Annotated in this window: 18 protein-coding genes; 4 read left to right on the top strand and 14 right to left on the bottom strand. The window is 68.5% G+C overall.

All coding sequences use genetic code 11. The features are described 5' to 3' along the window. Position 1: 1 nt before the first annotated feature. Positions 2 to 2,758, top strand: a complete 2,757-nt coding sequence (locus JNW87_RS00090; protein ID WP_109802241.1) for an alkaline phosphatase family protein — start codon at positions 2 to 4, stop codon at positions 2,756 to 2,758. Between the two features lie 183 nt (positions 2,759 to 2,941). Here the strand turns inward: JNW87_RS00090 and JNW87_RS00085 are convergent, their stop codons facing one another. Then, a complete protein-coding gene (locus JNW87_RS00085) occupies positions 2,942 to 3,646 on the bottom strand; it encodes a TetR/AcrR family transcriptional regulator (RefSeq protein ID WP_236647937.1) in 705 nt (234 codons plus the stop codon). Positions 3,647 to 3,848: 202 nt separating this feature from the next. On the opposite strand from JNW87_RS00085, the gene JNW87_RS00080 reads away from it, so the two are divergent. Next, a complete protein-coding gene (locus tag JNW87_RS00080) occupies positions 3,849 to 4,487 on the top strand; it encodes a DUF2306 domain-containing protein (RefSeq protein ID WP_109802259.1) in 639 nt (212 codons plus the stop codon). Between the two features lie 272 nt (positions 4,488 to 4,759). Here JNW87_RS00080 and JNW87_RS00075 read toward each other — a convergent pair whose 3' ends face one another. Both JNW87_RS00075 and JNW87_RS00070 read right to left on the bottom strand, forming a co-directional pair. Continuing rightward, positions 4,760 to 4,936: a hypothetical protein gene (locus JNW87_RS00075; RefSeq protein ID WP_161557850.1), complete on the bottom strand. Its 177-nt coding sequence runs from the start codon at positions 4,934 to 4,936 to the stop codon at positions 4,760 to 4,762. A 208-nt stretch (positions 4,937 to 5,144) separates the two neighbouring features. Further along, positions 5,145 to 6,278, bottom strand: coding sequence for a phospholipase D-like domain-containing protein (locus JNW87_RS00070; protein WP_238452667.1), 1,134 nt, complete (start codon positions 6,276 to 6,278; stop codon positions 5,145 to 5,147). A gap of 147 nt (positions 6,279 to 6,425) precedes the next feature. Between JNW87_RS00070 and JNW87_RS00065 the strand changes: the two genes are divergently transcribed. Next, the gene (locus JNW87_RS00065; protein WP_238452666.1) at positions 6,426 to 8,000 is read left to right on the top strand and encodes a hypothetical protein; all 1,575 of its coding nucleotides are present in this window, start codon (positions 6,426 to 6,428) and stop codon (positions 7,998 to 8,000) included. Then, positions 7,997 to 9,037, top strand: coding sequence for an ABC transporter ATP-binding protein (locus tag JNW87_RS00060; RefSeq protein WP_109802243.1), 1,041 nt, complete (start codon positions 7,997 to 7,999; stop codon positions 9,035 to 9,037). Before JNW87_RS00065 ends, JNW87_RS00060 begins: the two co-directional genes overlap by 4 nt. A 277-nt stretch (positions 9,038 to 9,314) precedes the next feature. Here the strand turns inward: JNW87_RS00060 and JNW87_RS00055 are convergent, their stop codons facing one another. From JNW87_RS00055 to JNW87_RS00005, 11 genes are all read right to left on the bottom strand, one after another. After that, a complete protein-coding gene (locus JNW87_RS00055) occupies positions 9,315 to 9,587 on the bottom strand; it encodes a hypothetical protein (protein WP_109802244.1) in 273 nt (90 codons plus the stop codon). A gap of 135 nt (positions 9,588 to 9,722) precedes the next feature. Next, complete coding sequence (locus JNW87_RS00050; RefSeq protein ID WP_109802245.1) at positions 9,723 to 9,965, bottom strand: hypothetical protein; 243 nt, start codon at positions 9,963 to 9,965, stop codon at positions 9,723 to 9,725. Between the two features lie 245 nt (positions 9,966 to 10,210). Further along, positions 10,211 to 10,582 carry a hypothetical protein gene (locus tag JNW87_RS00045; RefSeq protein WP_109802246.1) on the bottom strand — a complete coding sequence of 124 codons (372 nt, stop codon included), beginning with the start codon at positions 10,580 to 10,582 and terminating at the stop codon, positions 10,211 to 10,213. Between the two features lie 448 nt (positions 10,583 to 11,030). After that, positions 11,031 to 11,354 carry an STAS domain-containing protein gene (locus tag JNW87_RS00040; RefSeq protein ID WP_109802247.1) on the bottom strand — a complete coding sequence of 108 codons (324 nt, stop codon included), beginning with the start codon at positions 11,352 to 11,354 and terminating at the stop codon, positions 11,031 to 11,033. Positions 11,355 to 11,360: 6 nt separating this feature from the next. Beyond that, complete coding sequence (locus tag JNW87_RS00035) at positions 11,361 to 11,861, bottom strand: ATP-binding protein (RefSeq protein WP_109802248.1); 501 nt, start codon at positions 11,859 to 11,861, stop codon at positions 11,361 to 11,363. A 249-nt stretch (positions 11,862 to 12,110) separates the two neighbouring features. Continuing rightward, entirely contained in the window at positions 12,111 to 15,266 is a 3,156-nt protein-coding gene (locus JNW87_RS00030) for a M36 family metallopeptidase (protein ID WP_109802249.1), read from the bottom strand. Between the two features lie 362 nt (positions 15,267 to 15,628). Continuing rightward, positions 15,629 to 17,638: a S9 family peptidase gene (locus tag JNW87_RS00025; RefSeq protein WP_238452665.1), complete on the bottom strand. Its 2,010-nt coding sequence runs from the start codon at positions 17,636 to 17,638 to the stop codon at positions 15,629 to 15,631. A 324-nt stretch (positions 17,639 to 17,962) separates the two neighbouring features. Then, positions 17,963 to 21,727 (bottom strand): carbohydrate-binding domain-containing protein, encoded by a 3,765-nt coding sequence (locus JNW87_RS00020; protein ID WP_146231093.1) that lies wholly within the window; start codon positions 21,725 to 21,727, stop codon positions 17,963 to 17,965. Between the two features lie 230 nt (positions 21,728 to 21,957). Further along, a complete protein-coding gene (locus JNW87_RS00015) occupies positions 21,958 to 23,052 on the bottom strand; it encodes a LacI family DNA-binding transcriptional regulator (RefSeq protein WP_109802252.1) in 1,095 nt (364 codons plus the stop codon). A gap of 165 nt (positions 23,053 to 23,217) precedes the next feature. Continuing rightward, positions 23,218 to 23,991: an SDR family oxidoreductase gene (locus JNW87_RS00010; RefSeq protein ID WP_109802253.1), complete on the bottom strand. Its 774-nt coding sequence runs from the start codon at positions 23,989 to 23,991 to the stop codon at positions 23,218 to 23,220. 58 nt (positions 23,992 to 24,049) lie between these two features. Further along, a complete protein-coding gene (locus JNW87_RS00005; RefSeq protein WP_255420202.1) occupies positions 24,050 to 24,916 on the bottom strand; it encodes an NAD(P)-dependent oxidoreductase in 867 nt (288 codons plus the stop codon). Between the last annotated feature and the right edge of the window lie 86 nt (positions 24,917 to 25,002).

Raw genomic sequence — 25,002 nt, 5'->3', positions numbered from 1 at the left:
AATGCAGGTAACACGCCGTCGGCGTGTCGAGAAGGACCATTCCAGCCTTCTCGGTCGAAGCATCGGCCGCCGGATACCCCTCGTCACGGCAGGCACCACCGCTGTCGTCGTCGCCGCGGGCAGCGGCATCGGTTTCGCCCAGACGCACCAGTTCGGCACCGACCAGGTCGGCCAGACCACCGACCAGGGCCTGGTCGTGTCCGACGACCAGTACATCAACCCGATCGGCGAGCGCCTCGTCGTCAACAACGGCAAGATCATGTCGTCGTCGGTCAGCCCGGACGGCACCCACATCGCGGCTTCGGTGGCCGACGGTGGGATGGCCCTGGCCATCGTGGACCTGAAGAACTGGAAGGTGCAGCAGCTCGTCGGCAACAACGCGGCGGCGAATGTGCGCATCAGCGGCAACGACGTGGGCCAGGAAGGCCCCACGTACTCCCCCGACGGTTCGCAGCTGTGGCTGGGCCAGGCCGACGGCTACCGCAAGTTCACCGTGAACCCGGACGGCACCCTCGCCAACCCGACGTTCATCCGGATCCCGCAGGACGGGGTCAAGCGCGCGTTGGTGGGTGAGGCGGTGTTCTCGCCCGACGGTTCCACCGTGTACTCCGCCGTCAACGGCCAGAACCGGGTGGTCGCCATCAACGCGGCGACCGGGGCCGTCCAGCAGAGCTGGGCCGTGGGCAACGCCCCACGCGACGTGATCACGGTCGGCAGCAAGCTCTACGTCAGCAACGAGGGCGGGAGTCCGGCGAAGCCCGGCGACACCACGATCAACTCCTACAACACGCAGGTTCCGGCCGACCCGGTGACCGCTGCCACCACCACCGGCACGGTCAGCGTCATCGATCTGGCGAACCCGGCTGCCGCCGTCACGAGCATCGACGTCGGTCTGCACCCGACCGCCCTGTACGCCAAGAACGGGGCAGTGTTCGTCACCAACACCGCCACCAACGACGTGTCGGTCATCGACACCGCGAGCAACAAGGTCGTGCAGACCATCGCCACCCAGCCGTGGCCGGAGGCGACGGTGGGCTACGAGCCCGACGCGGTGACGCTCACCGACGACGGTCACCTGCTGGTGACGCTCGGCCGCGCCAACGCGGTCGCCGTCTACCGGTACACGACCCCGCTGGAGCCGGTCAGCTACGTCGGCCTGCTCCCGACGGACTACTTCCCCGCGGAGATCACCACCGTCGGCAACGACGTGCTGGTCTCCAACACCCGCGGTATCGGCGCCCGCCGCGCCACCAACAGCGCCGCGCACGGCACCCACGACACGACGTCGAGCCTGCAGCGGTTCACGCTGCCGAGCGACGATGTCATCAAGTCCGAGACCGGCAAGGTTTTCAGCCAGAACGGCTGGCACGGCGGCTCGGTCACGCTGACCGAGGGCAAGGGCGACGCGAAGCCGGTGCCGGTCCCGCTGCGGCTCGGTGACCCCTCGACGATCAGCCACGTCTTCCTGATCGTCAAGGAGAACCGGACCTACGACCAGGTGTTCGGTGACGACACGCGTGGGAACGGCGATCCGACGCTGGCGCAGTTCGGCGAGAACGTGACGCCGAACCAGCACGCGATGGCACAGCAGTTCGGGCTGTACGACAACACGTACGACATCGGCACGAACTCGGCCGAGGGTCACAACTGGCTGATGCAGGCCGACAACCCGGAGTACACCGAGTCCACGGCCGGTGAGTACATCCGCAGCTACGACACCGAGGACGACGCTCTCGGCCACCAGCGGACCGGCTTCATCTGGACCGGTGCGCAGGCGGCCGGGAAGACCGTGCGGGACTTCGGCGAGTTCCACCAGTTCCTGACCAAGCCGGCCGGGGCGAGCTGGCAGAACCTGTACTGCGACACCAGGAACATGGCGGCGACCGGGCAGGACACCGCCTACTCCATGGTCTCGTCCTCGCCGATCCCGTCGCTCAACGACGTGTCGGTGCCCGGCTTCCCGAAGTTCGACACCGGTGTCCCGGACATCTACCGGTACGAGATCTGGAAGCGTGACTTCGAGAAGAACGGGCCGGCGAGCCTGAACATGTTCTGGCTCTCCAGCGACCACACCGGTGGTCCGCCGAACGCGGCCGCTCAGGTCGCGGACAACGACCTCGCGGTCGGCAGGATCGTCGACACGATCTCGCACAGCCCGTACTGGAAGGACTCGGCGATCTTCGTGGTCGAGGACGACTCCCAGGCCGGCCTTGACCACGTCGACGGCCACCGTGCCCCGATCCAGATCATCAGTCCCTGGGCCAGGCGCGGCGTCGTCGACAGCCACTACTACACGCAGATCACGATGATCCGGACCATCGAGCAGATCCTCGGGATCCACCCGATGAACCAGAAGGACAGCGCGGCCAGCCCGATGCGTGGGGCGTTCACCCACAACGCGGACTTCACGCCGTTCACCGCGCTGCCCAATCGGACCTCGCTGACCGCAGGTCTGAAGACCCCGCCTGCCTGCGGCTTGGACACTCCGGCGCCGCAGAACCCCAGTGCCGCGGCCGCTCCGTCGGCGAAGGTGCCAGCGGACAAGCAGGAGGTCGCGGCGAAGTGGGAGGACTGGAAGTCGCAGCAGCGGCTGACCGGGCCCGACGCCAAGCCCGACTTCGCGAACCCCGCGCAGATGAACCACTTCACGTGGTACCAGACGCACGAGTGGACGAAGCCGTACCCCGGCGAGGACAAGATCTTCGCGCCGGAGGACGTGCCGGGCGCCTACATCCCGTCGTCGGAGTCCGACGGCTGACGTAGGCCGCTCGCGTCAAGGGGCCCCTGGGCTTGGCGTCACCGCCGGCCAGGGGCCCCTTCTGCCCCTGTGTGGGCAAATACAGGATGTGGACCATCGATGTCCGCCCCAAGCAAGGGACTGCCTACCGTGCCGGGCGCCGAGGGCACCGGCACCGACCACACGCGGGCGTCTGTCGTCGGGTCAGGACTGGTTGCTGCGGGAAGTCCATCCCTGCCGGTGGAGCGTGTCGAACCCGTCGAGCAGCAGGTCGAGCGCGAACTCGAACTCAGACTGGTCGTCGCAGCCCTGGCCCACGACCGACCCCTCGTCGTGGGCGGCGGACATCGTTATCTCCGCGATGTGGGGATACCTGCCGGCCAGTTCGCGGAACATGGCGGCCTGCAACTGCGGGTCCGCAGGCAGCGGTGAGGCGGGAAACAGTTCCTGGGTGAACCCCCACACCCGGCTGCCGAGAGCGTGCATCACGTGGTGAGTGAGGTCGACGGAGAAGCCTCCGGCCCGGAACATGCCGACGACCGAGTTCAGGTAGTCCAGGACGACCAGGGTGGGCCGCGGACGGGACTCGATCACGCGCGACGCCCAAGGGTGGCGCAGCAGGGCACGTCGCGCCGAAAGGATGCGCTGTCGGATCGCCGGCTTCCACTCGGTGCCGCCGACCGGCGGATCGATCTCGCCGACGACGATGTCGACCATGCCGTCGAAGAGCGCCTCCTTGTTGGCCACGTGCTTGTAGAGCGCCATCGGCACGACGCCCAACTCCTGGGCGAGGTTGCGCATGCTCACCGAGTCGACGCCGGTGTGGTCGGCGAGTTCGACGGCGGCGCGCAGCACCCGGTCCCGGTTGAGGGGGGCCCGGCGCGCGGCGTTCATCTGCTGCTGGGCCATGTCCGTCGCCTTCCCTTGAAGCGGATGCAAAGGCTAGCGCGTCTTGACAGTGTACGGCGTACACCTTACCCTACCGACAGGTGTACGCCGTACACTTCCGCGCCGTGGTCAAGTGGCGGCTGGACGGATGACCAGAAGATGAAGGGATGTCCTCGTGACCTCCTCCGCCAAGCGAAAATGGCTGGTACCCGTCGGCCTGATCATGCTCAGCGCCGTTCCCGTGATCGCCGGCGCCGCCCGGGTCACCGAGCTCACCGCCGGTGCGGCGGTCACACCGGACAATGCCCGGTTCTTCGCCTCGCCCGTACCCGTGCTGGTGCACATCGTCGGAGCCAGCCTCTACTGCCTCCTGGGGGCGTTCCAATTCGCCCCCGGCCTCCGCCGCCGCCGACCCGGCTGGCACCGCATCGCCGGGCGGCTGCTGATCCCAAGCGGGCTCGCCGCCGCACTGTCGGGCCTCTGGATGACGCTGTTCTATCCGCGCCCGCCCATCGATGACGTGCTCCTCACCCCGATCCGGCTCCTCTTCGGCTCGGCCATGGTCGGCTGCATCGTCCTCGGCTTCGCCGCCATCCGGCGTCGGGACATACCCCGTCACAGAGCCTGGATGGCTCGCGGCTACGCGATCGGCCTCGGCGCGGGTACCCAGGTCCTGACCCACCTGCCCTGGATCCTGCTGGCTGGCCAGCCGCGCGGACTCGTCCGGGTGCTGCTGATGCTCGCCGGCTGGGTGATCAACCTGGCTGTGACCGAGTGGGCGCTGCACAGGCGGCCGACCAAGGGTGCCCGGCCCGCGAGAGACCTTACCGACGCTCCCGCCAGCGTTCTTGCCAGTCAATGAGGTGATACGCCATGTCCGGCACCAATGAGGCTCTCGCCGCCGGCCATGACCTCGATGGCGACTGAGCGCCTGGGCGGTCAAGGTGAAGCGGGCGTTCACCCGGCAGCATCGTGTACGGGGTAGTCCCGGCTTATCTTGGGCGAACAGACTCTTCCACGCGGTGGAGGCCGCCCGATGCTCCCGGCGGCCTCCACAGTCAGCTCCCGCAGTGGATGTTGTCGTCGATCAGCCCAGCAGCGACAGGATCCGGTTGAGCAGGGCGACGATGCCGTTCACAGCGCCGCCTGCGCCACCGGTATTGTCGAGCAGACCGGCGATGGCGCACTGGAGGTGTCGCGCTCCACCGCCGGGACCGCGCCGGTGCCGGCCGGGCCCGCGCTGCAGTGGTCCGGGGTGAACCGGGCGTACGCGCCGATCGCGAGCAGGTTGAGCAGGATGAACGTTGCCACTGCCGCCAGTGCCCAGCGACGGCCGTCACGTCGGTGCTGTCGCCGCTCTCCTGGGGTCGGGGCGGCAGCGGGGACGATCGCACGATCTCGCCCGTGCCGCCCACCCGCTGGCGGCCGTGCCGGACGCCCATCAGGCCGGCGACCCGAACAGGTCCACACCCTGCACTCCCCGGAACGCGGGGATCAACAGGAAGAGAGCGCCAACCGGTCAGGATCGGCACGGGAAGCTGCTCTTCGAGCAGGTCACCCCGTAGTTGTACGCATCGTTGAAGTGTGTGTAGTAGGCGTCGTAGAGCGGGTGCGTGGTGCCGCTCTCCGGGGCCATCTTGACGAAGATCTCGTCGTTTTCGTTGAGAGCGTCCTGGGTCCAGTTCTGAGAGCCGGTGTAGACGCGGTACTGGTAGGCGCTGCCGTACTTGCCGTAGGCCACGAAGAACTTGTCGTGCACCTTGTCTTGGCGGCGGATGGCCACGCCAGCGTCGAGCAGCTCGTTGTAGACCGACTGGCTCATCGCGATGCCGCCGTCGGCGTTCGTGCCGATCACCATCCAGACCTTGCACGTGGCGGCGCGGAACCGGGTGACGAGATCAACGATCTCCGGACGCCCGGTGGTCACCGACGCCATGGCCACCCGCAGCCGGCAGTTGGTGTCGGGGGTCAGGTCGTTGAGCCGGGTGACGATGGTGTCGGTCTGCCCGACCCCTTCCGGAGACGCGTACGCGTCGGCCGCGGCCGCCTGGTAGTAGCCCCGGCCGGAGGCGGCGTCGTAGTAGTCGTTGCCGCTGTAGTGCCGGCGGTTCCACATGTCGGTGAAGTTGGCGTTGAGCCCGGCGGCGAGCGCCGCGTCGCCGTAGACGGTGATGGCGTTGTTGAAAGCGTCCGGGCCGGTGGCGTAGGTGAGGTTGCTCGACCCGGACCAGACGACATTGTTGCGGGCGACGCCGTTCGGATCGGTGGTGCTGGTGAAGGTGAACAGCTTGGTGTGCATGTCGCCGGCGGCACTGGTGCTGATGCAGCCGTGGCCGCCGCTGCTGTTCAGGCAGAACTGGTAGTTGCTCAGCTGCTTGATCGTCGCGACGGCCGAGTCCGTCGAGGCCGCGTTCTTGCCGTCGAGGATCACCGTCACGGTGACGCCGCGGCTCTGCGCGCGCAGCAGGGCGTCGGCAATCGAATCCACGCTGAGGGAGTGGATTGCTCCCCGGATGGTGGAGCCGGCGGGCGCCGCGTCGATCAGCCGCTGCAGCTCCGTGAGGATGGTGTAGTCGCGCCCGGCGGTCGGATCGGTGAAGTGCGCCCACACCGGGTAGCCGGCCAGGGTGGCCGACGCGGCGGAGACGCTCACCGTTGCCGTCGCGGCCGGTGCCACTCGGGGCGGCGATACCAGCGGGCTCAACCCGCCCGCGACAAGACAGCACGCCAGCGTACGGCGGATCGCGGCACCCACACGGCCCATGGTCATAGATACGCGTCGTTCGAAGAAAAGTTCCACATGTCAATCGTTGGCGGCGAGATGCGGTTCACCGGCGCACTCAATACAAGTCGCAATTTTGCTGTTTGTGCGGTATTGGCTGCCAGCCGGCTGCTTGTCTGTGACCCTGTCCGCGTGGGCACAGGACCTGCATGTGACGCCGTTGAGTTGAGGGTGCACGGGGTATCCGGCGGCACGGCGGAGAAGATTCTCGATCACCCGATCGTGGTGCGGGTGGCCGGGGATCGTCATGCCGGTTTCTACCGGCCGCGGCCGGGAAGCGGCGCGGCCGGCGGTTCCACTGACGGTGTCGCGGTGGAGGCGTACCGCTGGGGTGCCCTGACCGCCGGCGCGGCGGTGCGGACCGCTTCGATGGTGCTGTTGTTGCCGTTCATGCTGGGCAACCTCGCGGTCTGGCTGCGCCCGACGCCGACCGACCGGTTCGGGCTGCTCGGTGCGCTGTGCCGACTGCTCGCCGGCACGCTCACCGCCGCCTTCGTGCTCTCTGTCATCGGCGTCACGCTGGACCTCGTCGGCTGGCAGTGCGTGCCGTACGACCGGTGCCGGGAGGGCCGCCCCTACCTGTCCTGGCTCGATGAGCTGCCGATGGGTCCGCGTCTGGCCCTGCTGTCGCTCATCCCGCTGCTCGCGCTGCGGCTGATCTGGGGGATCGGCGTGCGGTCCGCGCGGGCATTCGAGGCTTTCGGACCGCCAGCACCACGTCCGGAGACCTCCGAGCTGCCCGAGAGCCTCAACACGCGGGGGTTCTGGGACGACGAGCGGACAACGGCCTGGCTGCGTCAGATTCACGTCGGAGTCGGCGCCGGCACGCTCGATGCCAGCCTGCTCGCCGGGATCGCCGACCCGGAGGCTCCCGTAGACAGGTTGCTGGTCGTCGCCGCGATCGGCCTGCTGGGGTTCTGTGCGGTGCTGCTGTGCCTGCCCGTACCGGCGACCCGCGCGGGGGTTCGTCGCCTTCTGCGCCCCCTGCGGGCTGCCACGGTCGCGGTGACCGTCCTGGCCCTCGGCTACGCCGCCCTGCGCGCCGGCGATCCCGCCGTGGTCGGACAGCTGCCTGGGTACGAAGGCACCACCAGCGGCCTGATCACGGGACAGGGTGTCCTGCTCGTCCTGCTCGCGCTGGTCACCATTCTGGTGTTCTTCGGCATCCACGTGGCGTACCCGCTCTACCAGACCACGTGGCTGCTGGCGCTGGCCTACGCCGCGCTCTTCCTCCCCCTCGCCGTCGGTGCCGTCGCCGCGGCCGCCGCCCAGTCGCCACCCGGTCTGGAGGAGATCGCCCGGTCACTGGGACGCGGGCCGGTGACGGTGCTGCGCACGGTCACCGTGCCACTCAACCTGCCGGGCATCGGCGCCGGGGCGGCACTGGTGTTCCTGACCTGCATGAAGGAGCTGCCGGCGACCCTGCTGCTGCGCCCCACCGACACCGACACCCTGGCCACGGAGCTGTGGACGCACACCTCCGTGGCCGCATACGCCGCCGGGGCTCCGTACGCCGGGCTGCTCGTGCTGCTGTCCGCAGGCCCCGCCCTGATCCTGGCCCGGCGCACCCTCACCGCGAAGGACCGACCATGACCACACTCACCGTCCGGGCCGCGAGCAAGAGCTACGGGGCGGTCCACGCGCTCCGCGCAGCCGACCTGACGGTGGCGGCCGGAACCCTGACCGCGGTGCTCGGCCCGTCCGGCTGCGGCAAGACCACCCTGCTGCGCACCATCGCCGGGTTCGAGCGCCTCGACGGCGGAGAGATCCGTGTCGGTGACAGGCCGGTGGCCGGACCCGGCCTGCACGTCGCCCCGCACCGGCGACGCGTCGCCGTGGTGGCGCAGGACGGCGCGCTCTTCCCGCACATGGATGTGGCCGGCAACGTCGGATACGGCCTCGACCGGGCGGCCCGGCGTGACGGCCGGATCGAGGAGGTGCTCAGCCTCGTCGGTCTCGCCGGGTACGGCAAGCGGATGCCCCACCAGCTGTCCGGTGGGCAGCAACAGCGGGTGGCCGTTGCCCGCGCCCTGGCACCACGCCCACCGCTGATCCTGCTCGACGAACCGTTCACCGCACTCGACGCAAGCCTGCGCGCGGAACTACGCACCGACCTGCGCGCCGCGCTGCGCGCAGACAACGCCACCGCCGTCCTGGTCACGCACGACCAGACCGAGGCACTCTCCATCGCCGACCAGGTCGCCGTCATGCACGACGGCAGGGTCAGGCAGACCGCGAGCCCTTCCGACCTCTACAACCGGCCCGCCGACCAATGGGGCGCCGCCTTCGTGGGCGACGCCAACCTCGTGGACGCCACCGCCCACGGCAGCACGGCCCAGACGCGGCTTGGCACCCTGCCCCTCTCCAGCTCGCACCACGGGGACGTAACCCTCCTGATACGGCCTGAGCAGCTGCGCCTGAACGACGCTGACACTTCGGGTGTACCCGCAACCGTCCGTCACTACTTGTTCCACGGCCACGACGCCCTCCTCGACCTCCAGCTACACGACGGAACACGGGTGACCGCACGGATCCTGGATCAGCCAACCCACTATCCGTCAGGGACACATGTCAGGCTCACCGTCCGCGGGGCCGCCTACGTGCTACCTAGACCCGCCCCTTCCCGTTGACGGCCTCGACGGAACGACCACGTCGACGAGGTGCACCGACTGGAACGCCGCTGCGAAGGCCGCCGACCGTAGCCAGCGGTCGGTCGGCCGTACAGCCGGTTCACCCGCAGCAGCCCAGCCGATCGTCCTGCCGGTCATGGAGCACGTCACCAAGAACATCGTCGAGGCCCGCAGACGCCTCGGCGGTGGCCTCGTTCCCAGGGGAGTGGCCACCGCCGTCCAGAGCGCCGGGCGCAGCATGTATGGGCTTGTCGGGCGACGGGCGGGACGCCCCACCTCACTCGCGGCGGTCCTCGTCGATCGGTTCGACCAGCTGGCGTTGCTCCAGAGCATCAGCTGCGTTGGCATCGGCCGGCAGGGTTGTCGCCGGCAGCCGGTGCTCGCCGATCACCGACTCGCCCTGCTCGACCAGGTCGGCTTCCGTCGCGCTCTCCGGCTGGGCCGCCGGCGTCTCGTCGGGCTGCCCATCGTCCACGAGCGGTTGCCGCTGCTCGACCGCGTCGGCTTCGGGCGGCAGCTCCAGCGGGTTGTCGTCCCTACCGATGGTCATCCCCAGCTCCTTCCGCTCGACGGGTCCTGGTCAGTTCCCTGATCCTGGCGTGAGGCAGCGAATCCACGCGGGTCCCCGAGCACGGACGCGATCCGGAACTGGTCACCCCGGCGAAGAACACCCCGGTAGCCCCCGTCAGCGCCCCCGCGCATGGGCCGGATTGGCCTGTTCCCGGTCCTTTAGGCGCAGCGCACAGACGTGCTGCACACCCAGCGCGTCGAAGACCTCGAGGTACTCCGACTCCACCCGGCGCGGCTCACCACTGGCCGTGGTGATCACCACAATCCGCGCCCGCGGCCCTCCTGACAGGTCCACGAAGCGCTCGAGTATGCCCGTGCCGTCCGAAGCTCTCTGCTCACCTCCACCGGTGACGACCATCCGGCGGCTCTCCGCTCCAGCAACTCTCCGGGGAACACCCTCCGCCATCGACCACCTCACCGAACCAACACGCGGGAGGCACCCAGGAAGCGGGCGCCCAAGTGCAGGCGCCAGGAGCGACGAAGCGACCCGGCACCTCTGAGCGTGCCGGGTTACCCCTCGCGGCGGCGCATAGTCTCGACAGCCGCCCCTGACACGAAAATGCGAGCAACCTCGCCCGCGTTCCTGTCCGCCGGCAATTCAGCTCACTGCCGTGCGGCGCGTCGCTCCAACCAGTAGCCGCCGAGCGCGAGCGCGATCAGGGCGTCCTGGGTGACCAACGAGGCCGGCAGTCCGAGCAGCCGCAGAGGGGGCCCGCCCTCTTCGTAAGGAGACGTTCCAGGCACGGCGAGGGTCACGTTGAAGGCGCCATAGCGCAGCAGCGGCAGCAGCGCAGCCACCCCGGTCGCAAGCCCCCGCTCCCGCTGTCCATCGCGGGCGAGCAGCCAGAGCATCATCAGGCCGGACCAGCTTGCGCCGACCACCTCCGCGGTACCGTGCCAGCGGGCGTGCGGGCCGTAACCCGGCCCGAAGGTGTGACGGCGGTTCCAGTCGGCTATCCACGGCACCAGCGTCATCGCTGCCCCACTCGCAAGGAGCAGGTACCGACCCCACCTTGATCGCATGGGTTCTCCCTCACGCGCGACTGGTCGACAGGTCCCTTCCATCGTCGGCCCGGTGACCGTCAACACCCACACATTTCGGCAAGCTCCCGCTGTCTTCGCACCTCCGCCCGCGTCTGCGGGTGAGGCCTTGGACGAGTGCCATGGCGTGGGCGAGGATGCGTCCCGTACCCACGACGAGCGGCTGTGGGGCGGCGGCGCCGCCCGAACCGGCCACGACGATCGTGTGGCCGGCGAGGGCCGGCGGAGCTCCGGCCTGGTTCAAGCAAGCCAGTTCGAGGCCGGCGGGACCAGCGGCAGTGTTGACGTTACCGTGCTCGTATCTCGGATGCACCGTTTGCACCATGGCGCGGTATCGCCACGTGTCCGCAAGATAGGGTGCTCCCCTGGCCGATCGTGGCCGTCACCGGGTGCCGGATGTCAGGGCGTTCAAGACCCCGGTGACAGCGAGTACCCGATGCACCTGGGCGGCGGGATTGACCACAGCGAAACGGCGACCTGCAACCCTGGCCGAGTTCCGCGACTTGATGAGCGCGGTGATGACGGTGGAGTCGATGAATGTCACCTGGGCGAGGTCGACCTGCACCCGGGTGCCTGCATCAACCGCCTCCTGCAGCAGCGTGTGCAACTCCTCGGCACCGTTGATGTCGATCTCGCCGGACAGCGCGACAGTCCTCGCGTCACCGTCGGCACGGACCCGATATCGCCAGGTCGGCTCTGGACTCACGCCTACTCACCCTTCATCGGCAGATAAGTCGACCCTATCCCTTTCAGGGGGCGAACTGTCCAGAGTGACGGGTGTCGATTGGGGGGTAAGGCAGACGCTCACTGAGGCAGCGACTCCGGCGGGCCCTCCAGTCACCGTCAGCGTGCCGGTTAGCTGGTGCGCCAACCACAGCCCTCGGCCGCCCGGCACGTCCGCCGCCGGCATCTCGACGAGCAGGTCACCTATGCCGGCACCGTGATCGGTCACCTCACACACCAGCACATCAGCGCGCAGGTAGAGATCCGCCTGCCCTGCCCCGCCGCCGTGGCGCACCGCGTTGGTCACCAGTTCATGAACGGCCAGCACGAAGTCGTCTCCGGCTTCGCCGGGCAAGCCGACCGCCGCGACCTGCGCGGCAAGCAGATGCCGTACCTGCGTCACCGTGGCGCCCGTGAACGGCTGCGACAGCAGCACGACCGGTGGACTCCCGTCCACGCCCACGCTCACCAGGTCACCGCCGTCGCTCATACCGGCAGGCTAACCACCAACGGCGGATCCGCGACCGTTGCTCTCCGGCAAGCACACTGCCAGTGACGCAAGGGTATCAAAACCTGCACAACTGGCCTCCACAAGGACGCCCGGGAGATTCAGCGCGTCGGGAGGGGTCGGACGCCGGCAGGGGCAGGAGGTGGTGGCTGCCGGGCGTCCAGCAGCCACCACGCAACATACGGCACGGACAGGTTCAGGAGAAACTGCTCCAGCACCCCACGCTCTGCGTCACCTCGTGTCGGTCGCGGTGAGGGTGAACGGCACTGCGGCGCCCAGCCACAGCTGGGTGAGGACGTAGTGGGCCCCGCTCGGGATGGTGCCGGACTCGTCCGCGGCCGACGAGGCCGCCGAGCCGAGCAGGGTGCATGACTCGTCGTAGAAGTACAGGTCGAAGTCGTACGGCGTGACGGTGTCGCTGTGAACCTGCGCCTCGTGTGCCCCGTCGCCGAAGCTGTCCGGCAGCTTGGTGACCCAACCGTCCGCGCCCTGCGCCGGCGCGGCCGGCACCGCACAGGCCGTCTTGAACGCGGTGGCGGTCACGCCGGTGGCGTCATCGGCCGTGCCGGTGGACGGGTTACCCGCGACGATGAGCCCGCTGTCGGTCACCGGTGCGTCCGGCGGGGACGGCGGCAGCGGCTCCACCCCGATAGCGGTCTGCGAGAAGACCTGCAGCTCGGCGGTTTGCACGTCGCTCTTCGTCTCGCCCAGCGAGGCGTCGGTCCAGAACCGCACGTACTGCGCCTGCACCGCCTTCGGCAGAGTGAACTGCTTGTAGTGCAGGTCGGGTGCGGTGGGGCGGGGCGTCTGGTAGCCGAACGCCTCCGGCTTGGTCAGGACGGTCTGCCAGTTCGCCCCGTCGGTGGAGGTCTGCAGGGTGAACGAGCGCAGCCCCTCGAATCGGGCGGTGGTGAAGGCGCTGACCTGGACCGACGAGATCTGCGCAGGAGCGGCCAGTTTGATCACCGCGTTGCCGGTCTCCCGGCTGGCTTTCCAACTGCTGGCCTCGGTGTCGTCGATCAGCCGTGCGGCGCCGGTCGCCGTGGCCGAGACAACGGTGGCGCCGTTGGCGGCAGACGCCAGGTTGGGCGCCAGAGCGAACCGCAACGCGGAGGTGGTGCCGGCGGTGACCTTCACACCAGAAAAGGTCCGAGAGCCGAAACCCTCAGCCGTGATGGTCACCGGGTAGGTGCCGGCGGTCACCGGCGCGGAGAACCCGCCGTCCGCGGACGAGGTCCGCAGCGGGGTGACCCTGGCTTCGAAGACGCCCAGGCTGATGCGGGCGCCGGGGATCGGCTTGCCGGTGGCGGCATTCACGACGGTGCCGGTCAGGGTGCCGTTGCGGGCCGGATTGACGTGCTCGTAGGACGGGGTGGGGTCGGTGTCGTCGCCGCCGTCGGTGGCGGCGTGCAGGCCCAGGCCCCGCTTGGCGAAGGCACCGTAGACGGTGTCCACCAGCGCGGCATAGTCGGATCTGCCGTGGTAGCGGTTGTCCAGTGCGGTGCGGATCGCGTCACGCATGTCGATGAACGAGGGGTCCGCCGGGGACAGCGGCATCGCGTCGGTGACCAACCGCGCGGCCATCTCACCGCCCGCCGCCTCGCCGTAGCGAGCGACGAGGGCCTTACGCATGTCCCAAAGCGTGGCCGTCCAGATCTCCCCGTCGGAGTGGACCTCGGCGCCGCCAAGGTCGTATCCGATGTCACCGAAGCCGGTGGGGTTCTTGTCGTAGCTCCAGTTCCGGATGCCCCGGTCGGTGTTGCCGGTGGCGTGCTGGCCGACCACGGCCGTGGTGGCGAGCTTCTTGCCGTAGAGATAGTTCAGCGCATACCAGTCGCCCCAGCCCTCACCCATGGAGCCGGACTGGTGGGTGTTGAGGGCGTTGTCCTCACCACTGACGTACCGGTTGGACAGCCCGTGTGCGTATTCGTGCTCGATGACGGAGGCGTCGAAGTTGCCGTCCGAGTACGGCCCCTCGAAGCTGTCGTTGACCGGCTCCCACAGGAACATGCCGCTCCAGGCCGGGATACCGTCGGGCAGAGTGAGCATGTAGGCGTTGTCCCGGCCGGTGTACGTCGGTGCGCCGCCGCTGGTCGCGCCGGCGTGCACCAGCCCGAGGACCGGGTCTCCACCCGAACCGCCGTTGGCGCCGTTGCTCACCTGGAAGTTGCCCCCGGACTCGGTGAAGCCCAGCGCCCGGAACTCGTCGTGGATGCGGTTGTGGTGCCAGAACAGGTTCGTCGCCGCCGGATCGAGATCCAGGACATAGCTCGGCGGTACCGCCTGGCCCTTGCTGCGCGCCCAGTTCGCGGAGTACGCGTAGTTGAACTGCGCGGTCGGGCTCACCGGCCGCGGTCCCTGGTCCGCGGGGACCAGGAAGTTCGAGTAGTTGGCGTACGTGTTCGCGTTGTTGCCGAAGGTCGTCGGCCCGGCCACGCCCACCAGCCCGGTCGGGTCGACGTAACCCGACGGCGACTGGGCGGTCGGTCCGAACGACTTGACGACGGGTGCGCCGCCGGCCGGCGCGCCCGGGTAGTTCTCGTAGACGGTGCCCTCGGCGTCGCGCGCCACCAGGGACGCCTGGTACAGCGTCTCCCCGGTGGACGCGTCGACCACGGTGTCCCACGCCTGATCCAGGGCCTTGATAAACAGCACGCGGTAGGCCGGCCGGGCGCCGTCGCGTGTCGGGAACGCCGCCTTCTGCACATACGACTCACCGGCGAAGGGGCCCTTCGCGAAGACCTGGAATCCTGCACGGTCTGCGGTCGGCTGCGCCGTGTAGGCCACGCCGGGGGCGAGCTTGCTGGCCACACCTTCCAACACCTGGCCGGCGGACAGCTTGTGCCCAGCGGTGAGCCCGCCGCCGCGGGCGGAGTTGCCGGCGTAGGAGAGGACCTTCCCGTCGCTGGTCACCGCCACGCCGAGGCGCCCCCCGCGGACCGCAGGAACCCCGGCGAACGTCTGCGCGAAGTTCACCACGTGCGTGCCGGTGCCGACGAGTTCGTGATCCCGCAAGACCGTCAGCGCCGCGACGTCCGCCGCCGTCAGGCCGAACGCGTCACGATGGGCGTCGATGAAGGACCGGGCCACCTCGATCGCGTTCCCCGAACGCGGGCCGGTGAGCCAGCCACCGTCTTTGCGGATCGTCCGAGGCGTGCCGAACCGCCCGTCCCAGCTGACCCGCGTGCCGGCGCCCGCGGCGCCCACCAACTCGCGCACCGCAGACAGTTGAGCGTCGGTAGGTCGTACGGACTCCGACGTACGGCGGACATCGAGCCGCTCGACGCCCGGTGACCCGACATCGACGACGGCCGAAGCGGCCGATGGAGTGAGTGTCAAGACCAGGGCGAAGGCCGCCCCGACGGCCAGCGGTGGACGGATACGCATGGAAGCTCCTCTGAAGGTCGGATCATGCCTGCGTCGTGCCGGAGGTAGTAGCCCCTCGTGATGGACATCGACGTCAACGGCTGAAGCGCAACAACCATCGGCCAAGCGCCGGCCGGCCGCCGATCACCACCCCGTCCCAGGACTGAGGGATGACCGACACCTCCTTGCCGTCGAGCCGACCCGGCGACCGGTGGGAACCGGTACGCGCGGGCTAAGACGCAGGCAGCGTGGCCGGTAGGTACCGGCGGGCGTATCGGCCGTGGCTGCCAGAGCCGGGCATGTGCTGCGGTTTCACCGGAGCGCCCGTCACAGTCGGTGGCAGGGGGGCACCAGCCTTGAGGTCGCCGCCCCGGTGCCGTTGACTACTGCATGGTGATCTCGGCGTCCTGCCGGACCGGCAGCACGAGGCGGGTGGCGGACAGGTCCAGTGTCGCCGTCACCGCGGCGTTCGGTGCCCGGTAGGTCGGGTGGTCGACCTGGGCCAGGTCCAATCGGATCCGGTGGCCGGCAGCGAACGTCCAGTGGTTGCCGTACAGCGGCACCTGGACAATCCCGCTGTGGGCGTCGTACCCGTTGAAGTCGAACCGGTAGACACCTCGGGTTACCAGCACGGCAGTGCCGTCGGGCGAGACGTCCCATACCCGCGCGATCAACACGGCGCCGGCCGCGCCCGGCGTCGCGGCGTACCGGGCCTGAACGTGGCCGACGCCGACGAAGGTCTGCCCTGCGGGCAGCGGCCGCGACAGCGACGTGTACCCGCCGCCGGTCGGCGTGGCCAGTCGTGCGGACATGCGGCAGGCCGGGCCGCTCGCGGTGTTGCCGCCCGCGACTGCGTCGGTGGCGGGGCCGTCCGGGTCGCTGGCGCCGGCCGTCGCTGGCAGGAGGGCCTCGCCCTTGTATTCCACGATCAGCCTGCCGTTAGCGAGGGCGGCGGGGCTGGGTGCGCTGATCGCGTCGGCGGCAGTCGCAGTGCCCTCGCACCACGTGGGGTAGCTGGAAACGGCGGTGCGCGCGGGTCGGCCACCGGCTATGTTCGCCTGCAGGAACGTCCACGCCCCTTGGTTGATCGCCTGCCACACCGTCGGCGGGTTCTGCGCCCGGGAGTGCCCGACGTCGCCCACCATCACGGCGACCGGCCAGTCCCGGTCGAGGCTCTTGAGATAGGTGAACATCCGAAACGACTCGACCGGCGGGAAGAGGTCGTCGGTCCAGCCGGAGATGGACAAGACCGCCGGCTCGCGGCCCGCGTTCCGGCCGATGCGCCACCCAGGCTGGTAGTACGCGGAGTGCCAGGCGCTGAAGGCGGTTCTCACCTGGGCCATCATCGGGTCGTCCACGCGGCCCGGGCCGCCGTACGGCTCCCCCGCGTTGACCCTGCCAAGCCAGGCAGTGAACGGCTCCGGTCCGTTGCTCTGCGGCGACAGGGACCCCTCGTCGAAGACGCCGTTGGCGGTACCCAGGCCATAGAGGCCACCGATGTAGCTGGTCTTGGCGACGCCAATCGGGTTGCCGACCCCGAGGCTGTCCGGCTCACCCTGTGAGGACGAGTACTCATCTGTCCCGCGGTACGGCTCGCCGGGAGCCGCTCCGGAAGGGCCGCCGGGGTGGCCGTTGGGCATCAGCGAATACGCCAAATCGGTCCACGGGTACTTGGGCACGGCAACCTGCAGGCGCAGTCGTGGCAGGCCAGGGAAATCGCTCCAGTACTCGCTACCCGCCTGGGCAGCGGCCTGCAGCCAGCTCTCTCCGCCACCGTAGGAGCCGCCGCTGACCGCAACCTGATCCGGGTTGACGTCGGGGTACGCCAGCGCGGCCAGGCTGGCCAACCATTGGGTGTCACGGATCTCGACGTCTTTGTTCTTCACGCGTATCGTGCCCGTGGGCGGGCAGGCCGAGCCGCCAGGCGGCAGGCACGTCGGGGCCTCGCCAGCCGGAGTCGCCGGTTGGTAGCTCGCACGTGGACCGTTGTCGCGGAACCCGCGAGCGGTGTAGGTGACGACGTAGTAGCCGTGCCTGGCAAACCAGTGGTTGTTCCAGTGGTACTTGTCCGCCCCATCGGCGACGTCCGAGGTGGACTCCCACTCGTGCTTGTCGTTGCCGAATCCGTGCAGCAACACGATCATCGGATGGCGGTCACCGGTGCCGGGCATGGGACGCGTTACGTCCACGTCAAGGGGCGAACCATCGAAGCTGGGTACCTGGGCTGAGCATACGGTGATATCACCGTACTCCGCGCAATTGGCCCTCAGCTCCTCGGCATCCGTTGGCCCACTGAGCCCGGCGCCCGACGCAAGCGCCGTTGTGGGCATAGCGCCGGACAGCACTGCCAGCAGAACGACGCTGACGGCAAGGGTGATCCGGCCGGACGCCATACGCATTCGTGTCACAGCAACTCCCGCCCCTCCACTGGCCGCCCGCCCAACTCCGGCCACTACCGATGTTCATCGCTCCCGGCGGCCAAGCCGCAACAGCAAGCTGATTCCCATCGACACCGACGCCACCAGCCGCCGTCGTAGATATGGGAAGGTCACTGGGTCGGCGCGTTGGTGGTAGTCGGATCAGTTGGGCCGGCGGAGGCCAGCCCCCACCACCCAGGGTGGAAGTCGCTCGACCGAAGGGCGAGGATCTACAACACCCACCGGCAACCCGGTGAAGTTGGTGGACACCGCCTTAGGTGTGCAGTCGCGCGAGGCTCGTCAACCTGCTTGTCCGCCGGCCACCTTCGTGAGCTTGATGTAGTCGACGACGATCGACCCGGGTCTCACGGCCTCAAAGCGGACCGGATGCCTTCCGGCGTCCGCGAAGGTCACTCGCCCCAGGCTCACCGGGATGTACTGGTTGGCCGTCGAGCTGTTCTGGTCGACCGCCGCCCCTTTCGCGACGCCGTCCACGTACGCCTGGACCGTCGCCCTCCCGGACGTGTTCGTCTTGTACTGGTATGAGACGTCATAGGTGCCCGCGACGGGAACACCGACGTCGAACTGGATCCATTCCCCGACCGGCACCGAGTTGGTCTGCAGGTACGTCGCCCCGTTCGTCGAGGAGGTGGAAAGAGTGATGCCGGGGACACTCCGCTCGACCGTCTCGAGCTGCGACTCTCCCTCGATCACCAGGTCAGGTGAGACGACGATCCGGTACTCCGCTTCCGTCGTGCCGTCTTCCGCCGTGATGACCAGGGTGTCCCCCGTGTCGAGCAACTCGCCCGCGCTCCTCGGCCGACCGTCGGGAGCAGCGACCGCATACGTCTGGGCGGTGCCGTCCGTCGACTCGATCTGCGTGGTCAGGCCGGCCGCGGTGGACCCTAGCACCGTCGTGACGATCCTCGATTCAGTATCCAAGCCCGTCACGTTCTCGTGCCCGCCCCGCTTGAGCTGGATGGCGGTGTTGTGCGGGTCCTTCACGATCGGCGGGTAGGCCTGGGCGTCCGACACCGTCACATTGGTGAGGTCTTGGAGAGGAGTCAGTTTGTTGCCCCAGGCGCCGTCGTAGAAGGCGGAGTCACGGAGGGTGATGTTGCTGGCGTTCTTCAGTTCGATGACGCTGGGGTTGTTCCTTCCCCGCACCATTGTCAGACCGTCGAGCTTCGCGTTCTTGACGTCGTCGAGCACGAAGGCATAGCGGTCGTCGTTGCTCTCGAAGTTCGTCGTCACGTTCTTGAAGCTCAACCCTTGTACGTGCCTCGCCCAGAACCCGTAGGAAGGCTGCACCCCGAAGTCGGCGACGTTGTACTTGCCCACGCCCAGCTCCGGAGGGCTGATCTGCGAGTCCTCGTAGCTGTTGCCGCCCTTCACCAGCAGGTTCACATTCTCGAACGTGACGTTTTCGACGTAGCCAATGGTGCGACCGTCCGGGAGGGCCGGTCCGCCCTCGCCGACCTTGTAGCCGGCGATGATCGGCGTCGCCTTGCTCTGGTTGGTGTAGGGGACCCATCGCTTCGAGGGGTCGCTGTACTGACTGCCCCCGTAGACCTCCTCGATGTTGACGTCCTTGACGTGAACGTTGCGGACATGGCCGATGTTGACGTTGATGCTGAGCAGCTCGTCCCGCTGCACGCCGTTTTCCATGAATTTCGTTCGCTCCGCCTGTCCGCCGATCACACGGCCGCGGTTGGAGATCGAAATGAAGAAGGGTGCCCGCGTGCGTCGCATCTGCGCCTGGTGGTGGACCGGTCCCGTCTTACCCGAGTTCAGGTAGATGTTCTCGACGGTCGCGCCGTCGTTCGTGGAGATGGAGAAACCGGCCTTGTTGCCAGCTAGCACATAGATATTGTCGACGTAGGCGTTCCTGATGTCGTCGGCTGTCTCGCTGCCGATCTGGAAGAGGTTGCAGTTCGTGTCGCCGATGATGTTCCGGACGTAGAAGTCGGTCGCCGGCCTGGTGAACCCGAGGGAGGAGTCGCTGCCCGGTTTGACGATGTCGTCGGACGTCCCCTTGGCGTAGATGTTCTTGACGGTGACGTAGCTGCTCTGCATGAAGTCGAAGACGTCCCGCGCTTGACCGCCCTTGCCCTTGTCGTAGTAGAAGTCGTGCGTGTTGATGTGGTCCGTGCCGGTGGCCAGCAGTGCGAAGTGTCCGGCGTTGTCGACCTTCAGCATGTTGCTGATGTCTGTCTGCTTCGACTCGGTCGTGCCGTCCTTGGCCAGGCTCTTGATGTAGTACGGCTGGTCGGTCGTGGGTGAGTCGGTCTCCTCGTACCAGAGGTCCAAGCCGTTGTCGAGCCCGCCGAACTCGAAGTTGGTGCTGAGCTTCAGGGTCACCATCTTGTCGGCCCTGAGGTCCGGAGCGTTGTCCATGACCTTGTCGGTGGTCACGATGTTGCCGTTGCCCGAGATCCGGCCGTTCCCGATGATCTTGATGTTGTCGACCCTCTCGCCAAAGAACATGCTGTTCCTGAAGTAGGTGTGGCCGACGTCCTGCTTGGTCGTGTAGTTCTCGGGGTCCTCGTAGGGCCCCGGGTCGGTCGGGGACGTACCCGAGCGATAGGCCTTGTCGGAAAAGTACAAGGCCTCGGGCGCGTCGGCGCCCTTGATCGCGGAGATGGTCGCGTCCTTGTTGACGTACAGGTAGACGTTGCTGAGCAGGTGGACGGTCCTGACGTTGAACGTGCCGTTCTCGAACAGCAACGTCCCGCCGCCAATCTCGTTGAGGTAGCGGATCGCCCGATTGATCGCTTCCGTGTCGTCGGCAAGCCCGTCGCCCTTGGCCCCCATCAGCTTGGCGTTCAGCTTGCCGGCGTAGAACGATGCGACGTTCGACTGGCCGTGGTTCTCACCGCCTCTGACGTCCAGCTTGAAGTCGTACTCGGTGTTCGGTGCCAGGCCCACGACCTCGACCTCGACTTCGCCGGTGCGGGCGTCGACCGTGGCCTTGCTCTGCGTCCAGGTCGCGCCCCGGTCCGTCGACTGCAGCAACCTGACGGAGGCCGCGTGCTGAGGCGTCGTCCACCGGAATCGCGCCTTCCTGTAGGTGTCCGGGGTTTCCCTGTAGCTCAGGCTCTTGTCCAGCACCCGGCGGAAGTCGCTAACGGTCTTGACGACCTGGAGGCTGGCCATGGCTGCCGGGCTCGTCAGTTTCTCGGGCTCCGAGGTGGTGTAGGAAGCCTCGAACGAGTAGCTGCCCTGCTCGACCGAGACGTGCGTGAACCGGATCTGCAGGTCGGTACCGTTCGACGGCCTGAGGTCGAGCCCGTGGAACGTGATGACCTGGCCGCCGTCTCGTGCGTTCTCAATCTTGACCGTTCCCACCATCGGGAACCGGTAGCCTGCTCCGACCCTGCCGACCGACTGCGTCGCGAGCCCGGACAGTTTGACCTCTCCGCGACCGATGACGTTGGCAGTCGTGTTGTCCATCGTGGCGTGGATTCCTCGTGGCACCTTCACGCGCACGTCGGTGGCGGGGCTTCTCATACCGGCTGTGAAGTTTACGACCACGTCCGAGCTGGTGTTCGCGGTGATCTCGCCGTGCTGCAGCTCCAGCCGGCCGCGCACAGCGCCCTTGACGATGTCGATCGTGTAGTGGCGTGTCTTGTCTCCTGCGGTCACGGTGAGGACGTCGCCCGGCACGACCCGGTCAGTAGCTTGCTTCTGAGTACCCTGCGAGTCCTCGACCGTGTAGGTCTGGGCGGAACCGTCCTTGGAGGTGATCTCCTTCAGCAGCTGGTCTACCGTCTCGACCTCGAGCGGGGTGCGGCCCTGACCCTCGGGGGTGTCCACGGTGTAGATGAAAGTGACACCGGAAGCCAGGGTGATCGTGTTGCTCGAAATGTCAAGGACGTGGATGCCCTCTGCCGAGGGGACGACGGACACGGAATCTGGGACAGTGGTGCGGCTGACCGGTGCGGGCGCCGCGGCTGGTGCCGCCTCAGGCACCCGCCCGCCTGCGGCCAGGGCGGGTGGGGCGATGGAGAGCACCAGCGCCGTCAAAGCGCTTCCCAGGAATGTCATGCGGGTGGCGTTCGTCATCGTTCCACGACCTCTACCTTCGATCTGCCCGGCAGCGTGGGTTCGCCGACCCCGGGAAGGAGTCGCAGTGACCGTAGTTCCGGTGCAGGCCCGCAGACCATCAGTTGCCGTGAGTTGCCCTGGCGCGTGGTAAGAGGCCAGGGGGTGGCGACGCTGCCGTGCCCCCGGGCGGATGACGCACTCAGTTGCTACCCGGGCCGGCGGCGGTCCGCTCCGGGGTCCGACCTGGCCTATCCGGTGGTGATCCCGGCTGATGGGGTCTGCAGCAGGTCGGAGAGTTCCGCCTGTTCGGCGAGGGCAGCGATCCGGGTCGGGCGCCGTTGATCCGTGGAGGCGCGGACCACCAGGCGGGTCGGAATCGTGACCGGCTTGTCGACCGGACGCTGGGTGCCGGAGATGAGAGCGAGCAGGCCTTGCACGGCGGTGCGTCCGAGGAGGTGCAGCGGCGCGGCGAGGGTGGTCAGGCCGGGCGTGACCAGGTCGGTACCGAAGATGTTGTCGAACCCCACGACGCTGACGTCCTGCGGCACCCGGACGCCGACGGCCGAGAGACCGCGCAGCAGTCCCAGGGCCAGCAGGTCGTTGTAGGCGATGACCGCGCTGGTCGGTCGTCGGCAGAAGTCGTCAGCGGCGGCGACGCCGCCGAGCACGGTGGGCGGATACGGGCCGAGACGGTGCAGTCGCAGGCCCAGTTCGACTGCGGCCTCACGTAATGCCTGCCAGCGCATCCCGTCCGACCACGCCGCCTCCGGCCCAGCCAGATAGGTGATGTGGCTGTGACCAAGGGCGTGCAGGTGATCCACGGCCTGCCGAATGCCGTGATGGTGATCGGTAACCACCGACGGCACACCCGCGACGGCCCGGTTGAGCACGATCAGCGGCCGGAGCTTGGCCGTCATCCGTATCGAGGTGTCGGACATCCGGGTACTGGCCAGCACGATGCCCTCCACCGTCTGGACGGCCCGGTCCAACGCCTCTCGCTCGAGCCGGTCGGACTCCTGTGCGTCGGCGAGCAGCATCGTGTAGCCGGCCTCCATCGCCGCCGCCTGAGCACCACGGATGATCTCGAAGTAATACGGGTTGGTGATGTCGGAGATGGCCAGCGCGATCATCGAGGAACGCCCGCTGAGCAGCGCGCGGGCGACGGGATTGGTGCGGTAGCCCATCTCCACCGCGATCCTGCGGATCCGCCCGGCGGTGTCGGCGTTGACCCGGCCCGGGCGGGCGAATGCGCGGGACACCGTCGACGCGGCAACGCCCGCCGCCCGCGCCACATCGTAGATGGTTGGCGCCGCCTGTTCGTCGCTGCCGGTCGAACCTGCCACCGGGCCTCCTCGAGGTTACGGGGACGTTTCCCAACCTAGATCCTGCGACTACAGGCGACAACGGCGTGCCACCTTCGAGGCGGCTATGGCTCAATGGCTGCAATCAAGTCCTGCGGGCCTGACAGGGTCAATCCGGAGCCTCACGGCACCCGGCGGCGTCCCCGATCACGTTCCGGCGGCCCAGACCCGGGACTCGAAGTCCTTGTCCTGCTGGAGGCTGGCCGCGGGACGCACGGTCCGGTACGGGTGATGGTCGGCGGGAATCACCTCGACCATGGCGTCGACCATCTCCTGCGGGTCGTACTGGTTGTCGAGGTAGTCGCGGAAGTCCGGCGGGTCCAGCAGCGCGGTCGCCGGCTCCCACCACTGGTACATCGCCTCGACGCCCGTATCGTTGTAGCCGGTGCGGAACGGCCCCGGGTTGATGACGGCCACCCGGATGCCGCGCGGTTCCATCTCGTTCTTCATGGCCCACGCCAGCGCCTCGATCGCGTGCTTGGTAGCGGCATAGACGCCGAGCCACGGCCGGGTGCGGATGCCCGCCGCCGAGGACACCCAGACCACCTTGCCGCTGCCCCGGCGCAGCAGCTGCGGGGCGAAGCCCTGCACGAGGTGCAGGTGTCCGAAGACGTTCACCTCGAAGGACCGGCGGACGCGTTCCATGGGGATCTCCACCACAGCGCCGGCCTCCTGGATGCCGGCGTTGAGCACCAGGATGTCGACGTCGTGACCAAAGGCGTGCCGGCGGTCGAGGTCGTCGGTGACGTCGAGCTTGACCGCCTCGAGGGTGACCTCCTGCCGCTGCGCCTCAGCGCGCAGGTCCCGCACCTGGGACCAGATCTCCGCGCCGGCGACGACGTGGTGTCCGGCGCGGGCCAACCCCAGGGCGGCGCCCCGCCCCAATCCGGTGCCGGCACCGGTGATCAGGATGTTCGCCACGCCTCGACCTCCCGCCTGCGTACACCGCGAACGGCAACCGACCGGCGCCGCGGGTGCGTCACACCACCTCGCCCAGTCGGGACAGGGCACGGGTGACCACCGTCAGATCCTCGGCACCGAAACCCTGGTCGACCACCCACTGCCACTCCTTGGCGAGGCTCTCCGCGGCCGGGAAGCGACCGACCCCCACCTCGCGCAGCGCCAGGTTGACGTCCTTGAGCGCCAGCGCGAGGGGGTACTGCGTGCTGTAGTCGTCCCGACCGATCCGCTCCAGCTTCTCCGCCGCCCAGGGCGAGACCAGCGGGCTGCCCTGCAGGGCGCCCAGGACCGCCGGGCGATCCATGCCGAGCGCGTCGCCGAACGCGACCGCCGCGGCGAGCCCTTCGGCGACGAAGGCGAGCAACAGGTTGTTGACCAACTTCAGCCGCGAGCCGGCCCCGGCCGGGCCGACCCAGACCGTACGCTGCCCGACCGCGTCGAAGACCGGCGCGACCCGCTCCCGGGCCTGCTCCGGCCCGGAGGCCAGGACGACGAGTTTGCCCTGCTCGGCCGGGCCCCGGCTGCCCGCCACCGGGGCGTCCACCAGGACGACGTCGGGCCGCTCCGCAGCGACCAGGCGGGCCAGGCGCTCGGTCTCGGTGACGCCGATGGTGCTCATCTGCGCCCAGACCGCGCCCTCGGCCATCGCGGCCAGCATCCCCTGGTCGGTGGCGATGGACCGGACCGCGTCCGCGTCGGTCACCATGGTGACCACCACGTCGGCCCGGCGTACCGCGTCGGCCGGGCTGTCGGCCACCTCCGCGCCCTGGTCGCCGAGCCCGCGGGCCGGCTCCGGATGGCGGTTCCAGACCACCGTCGGCAGTCCGGCCCGGAGGATGTTGCCGGCCATCGGCGTCCCCATGCCGCCGAGCCCTAGATGATCGATTCCAAGGGGTCAGTGGTCGTAGGCGGTCAGGGATCGCATGGTCGGTTGGCCGGTGTGCCAGTTGTGCCAGATCGCGGCGGTCAGGG

This window comes from Micromonospora sp. ATA51, from assembly GCF_016802855.1.
Lineage (GTDB): Bacteria > Actinomycetota > Actinomycetes > Mycobacteriales > Micromonosporaceae > Micromonospora > Micromonospora sicca.
This window is presented reverse-complemented; position numbering and strand designations above follow the sequence as displayed.

Excerpts from the sequence above, each read along its gene's own strand:
- JNW87_RS00065 (WP_238452666.1), top strand. The coding sequence starts at position 6,426 with ATGTCAATCGTTGGCGGCGAGATGCGGTTCACCGGCGCACTCAATACA.
- JNW87_RS00030 (WP_109802249.1), bottom strand. The coding sequence starts at position 15,266 with ATGCGTATCCGTCCACCGCTGGCCGTCGGGGCGGCCTTCGCCCTGGTC.
- JNW87_RS00085 (WP_236647937.1), bottom strand. The coding sequence starts at position 3,646 with ATGGCCCAGCAGCAGATGAACGCCGCGCGCCGGGCCCCCCTCAACCGG.
- JNW87_RS00025 (WP_238452665.1), bottom strand. The coding sequence starts at position 17,638 with ATGGCGTCCGGCCGGATCACCCTTGCCGTCAGCGTCGTTCTGCTGGCA.
- JNW87_RS00020 (WP_146231093.1), bottom strand. The coding sequence starts at position 21,727 with ATGACGAACGCCACCCGCATGACATTCCTGGGAAGCGCTTTGACGGCG.
- JNW87_RS00050 (WP_109802245.1), bottom strand. The coding sequence starts at position 9,965 with ATGGTCGTCACCGGTGGAGGTGAGCAGAGAGCTTCGGACGGCACGGGC.
- JNW87_RS00045 (WP_109802246.1), bottom strand. The coding sequence starts at position 10,582 with ATGACGCTGGTGCCGTGGATAGCCGACTGGAACCGCCGTCACACCTTC.
- JNW87_RS00060 (WP_109802243.1), top strand. The coding sequence starts at position 7,997 with ATGACCACACTCACCGTCCGGGCCGCGAGCAAGAGCTACGGGGCGGTC.
- JNW87_RS00080 (WP_109802259.1), top strand. The coding sequence starts at position 3,849 with ATGCTCAGCGCCGTTCCCGTGATCGCCGGCGCCGCCCGGGTCACCGAG.
- JNW87_RS00090 (WP_109802241.1), top strand. The coding sequence starts at position 2 with ATGCAGGTAACACGCCGTCGGCGTGTCGAGAAGGACCATTCCAGCCTT.
- JNW87_RS00055 (WP_109802244.1), bottom strand. The coding sequence starts at position 9,587 with ATGACCATCGGTAGGGACGACAACCCGCTGGAGCTGCCGCCCGAAGCC.
- JNW87_RS00035 (WP_109802248.1), bottom strand. The coding sequence starts at position 11,861 with ATGAGCGACGGCGGTGACCTGGTGAGCGTGGGCGTGGACGGGAGTCCA.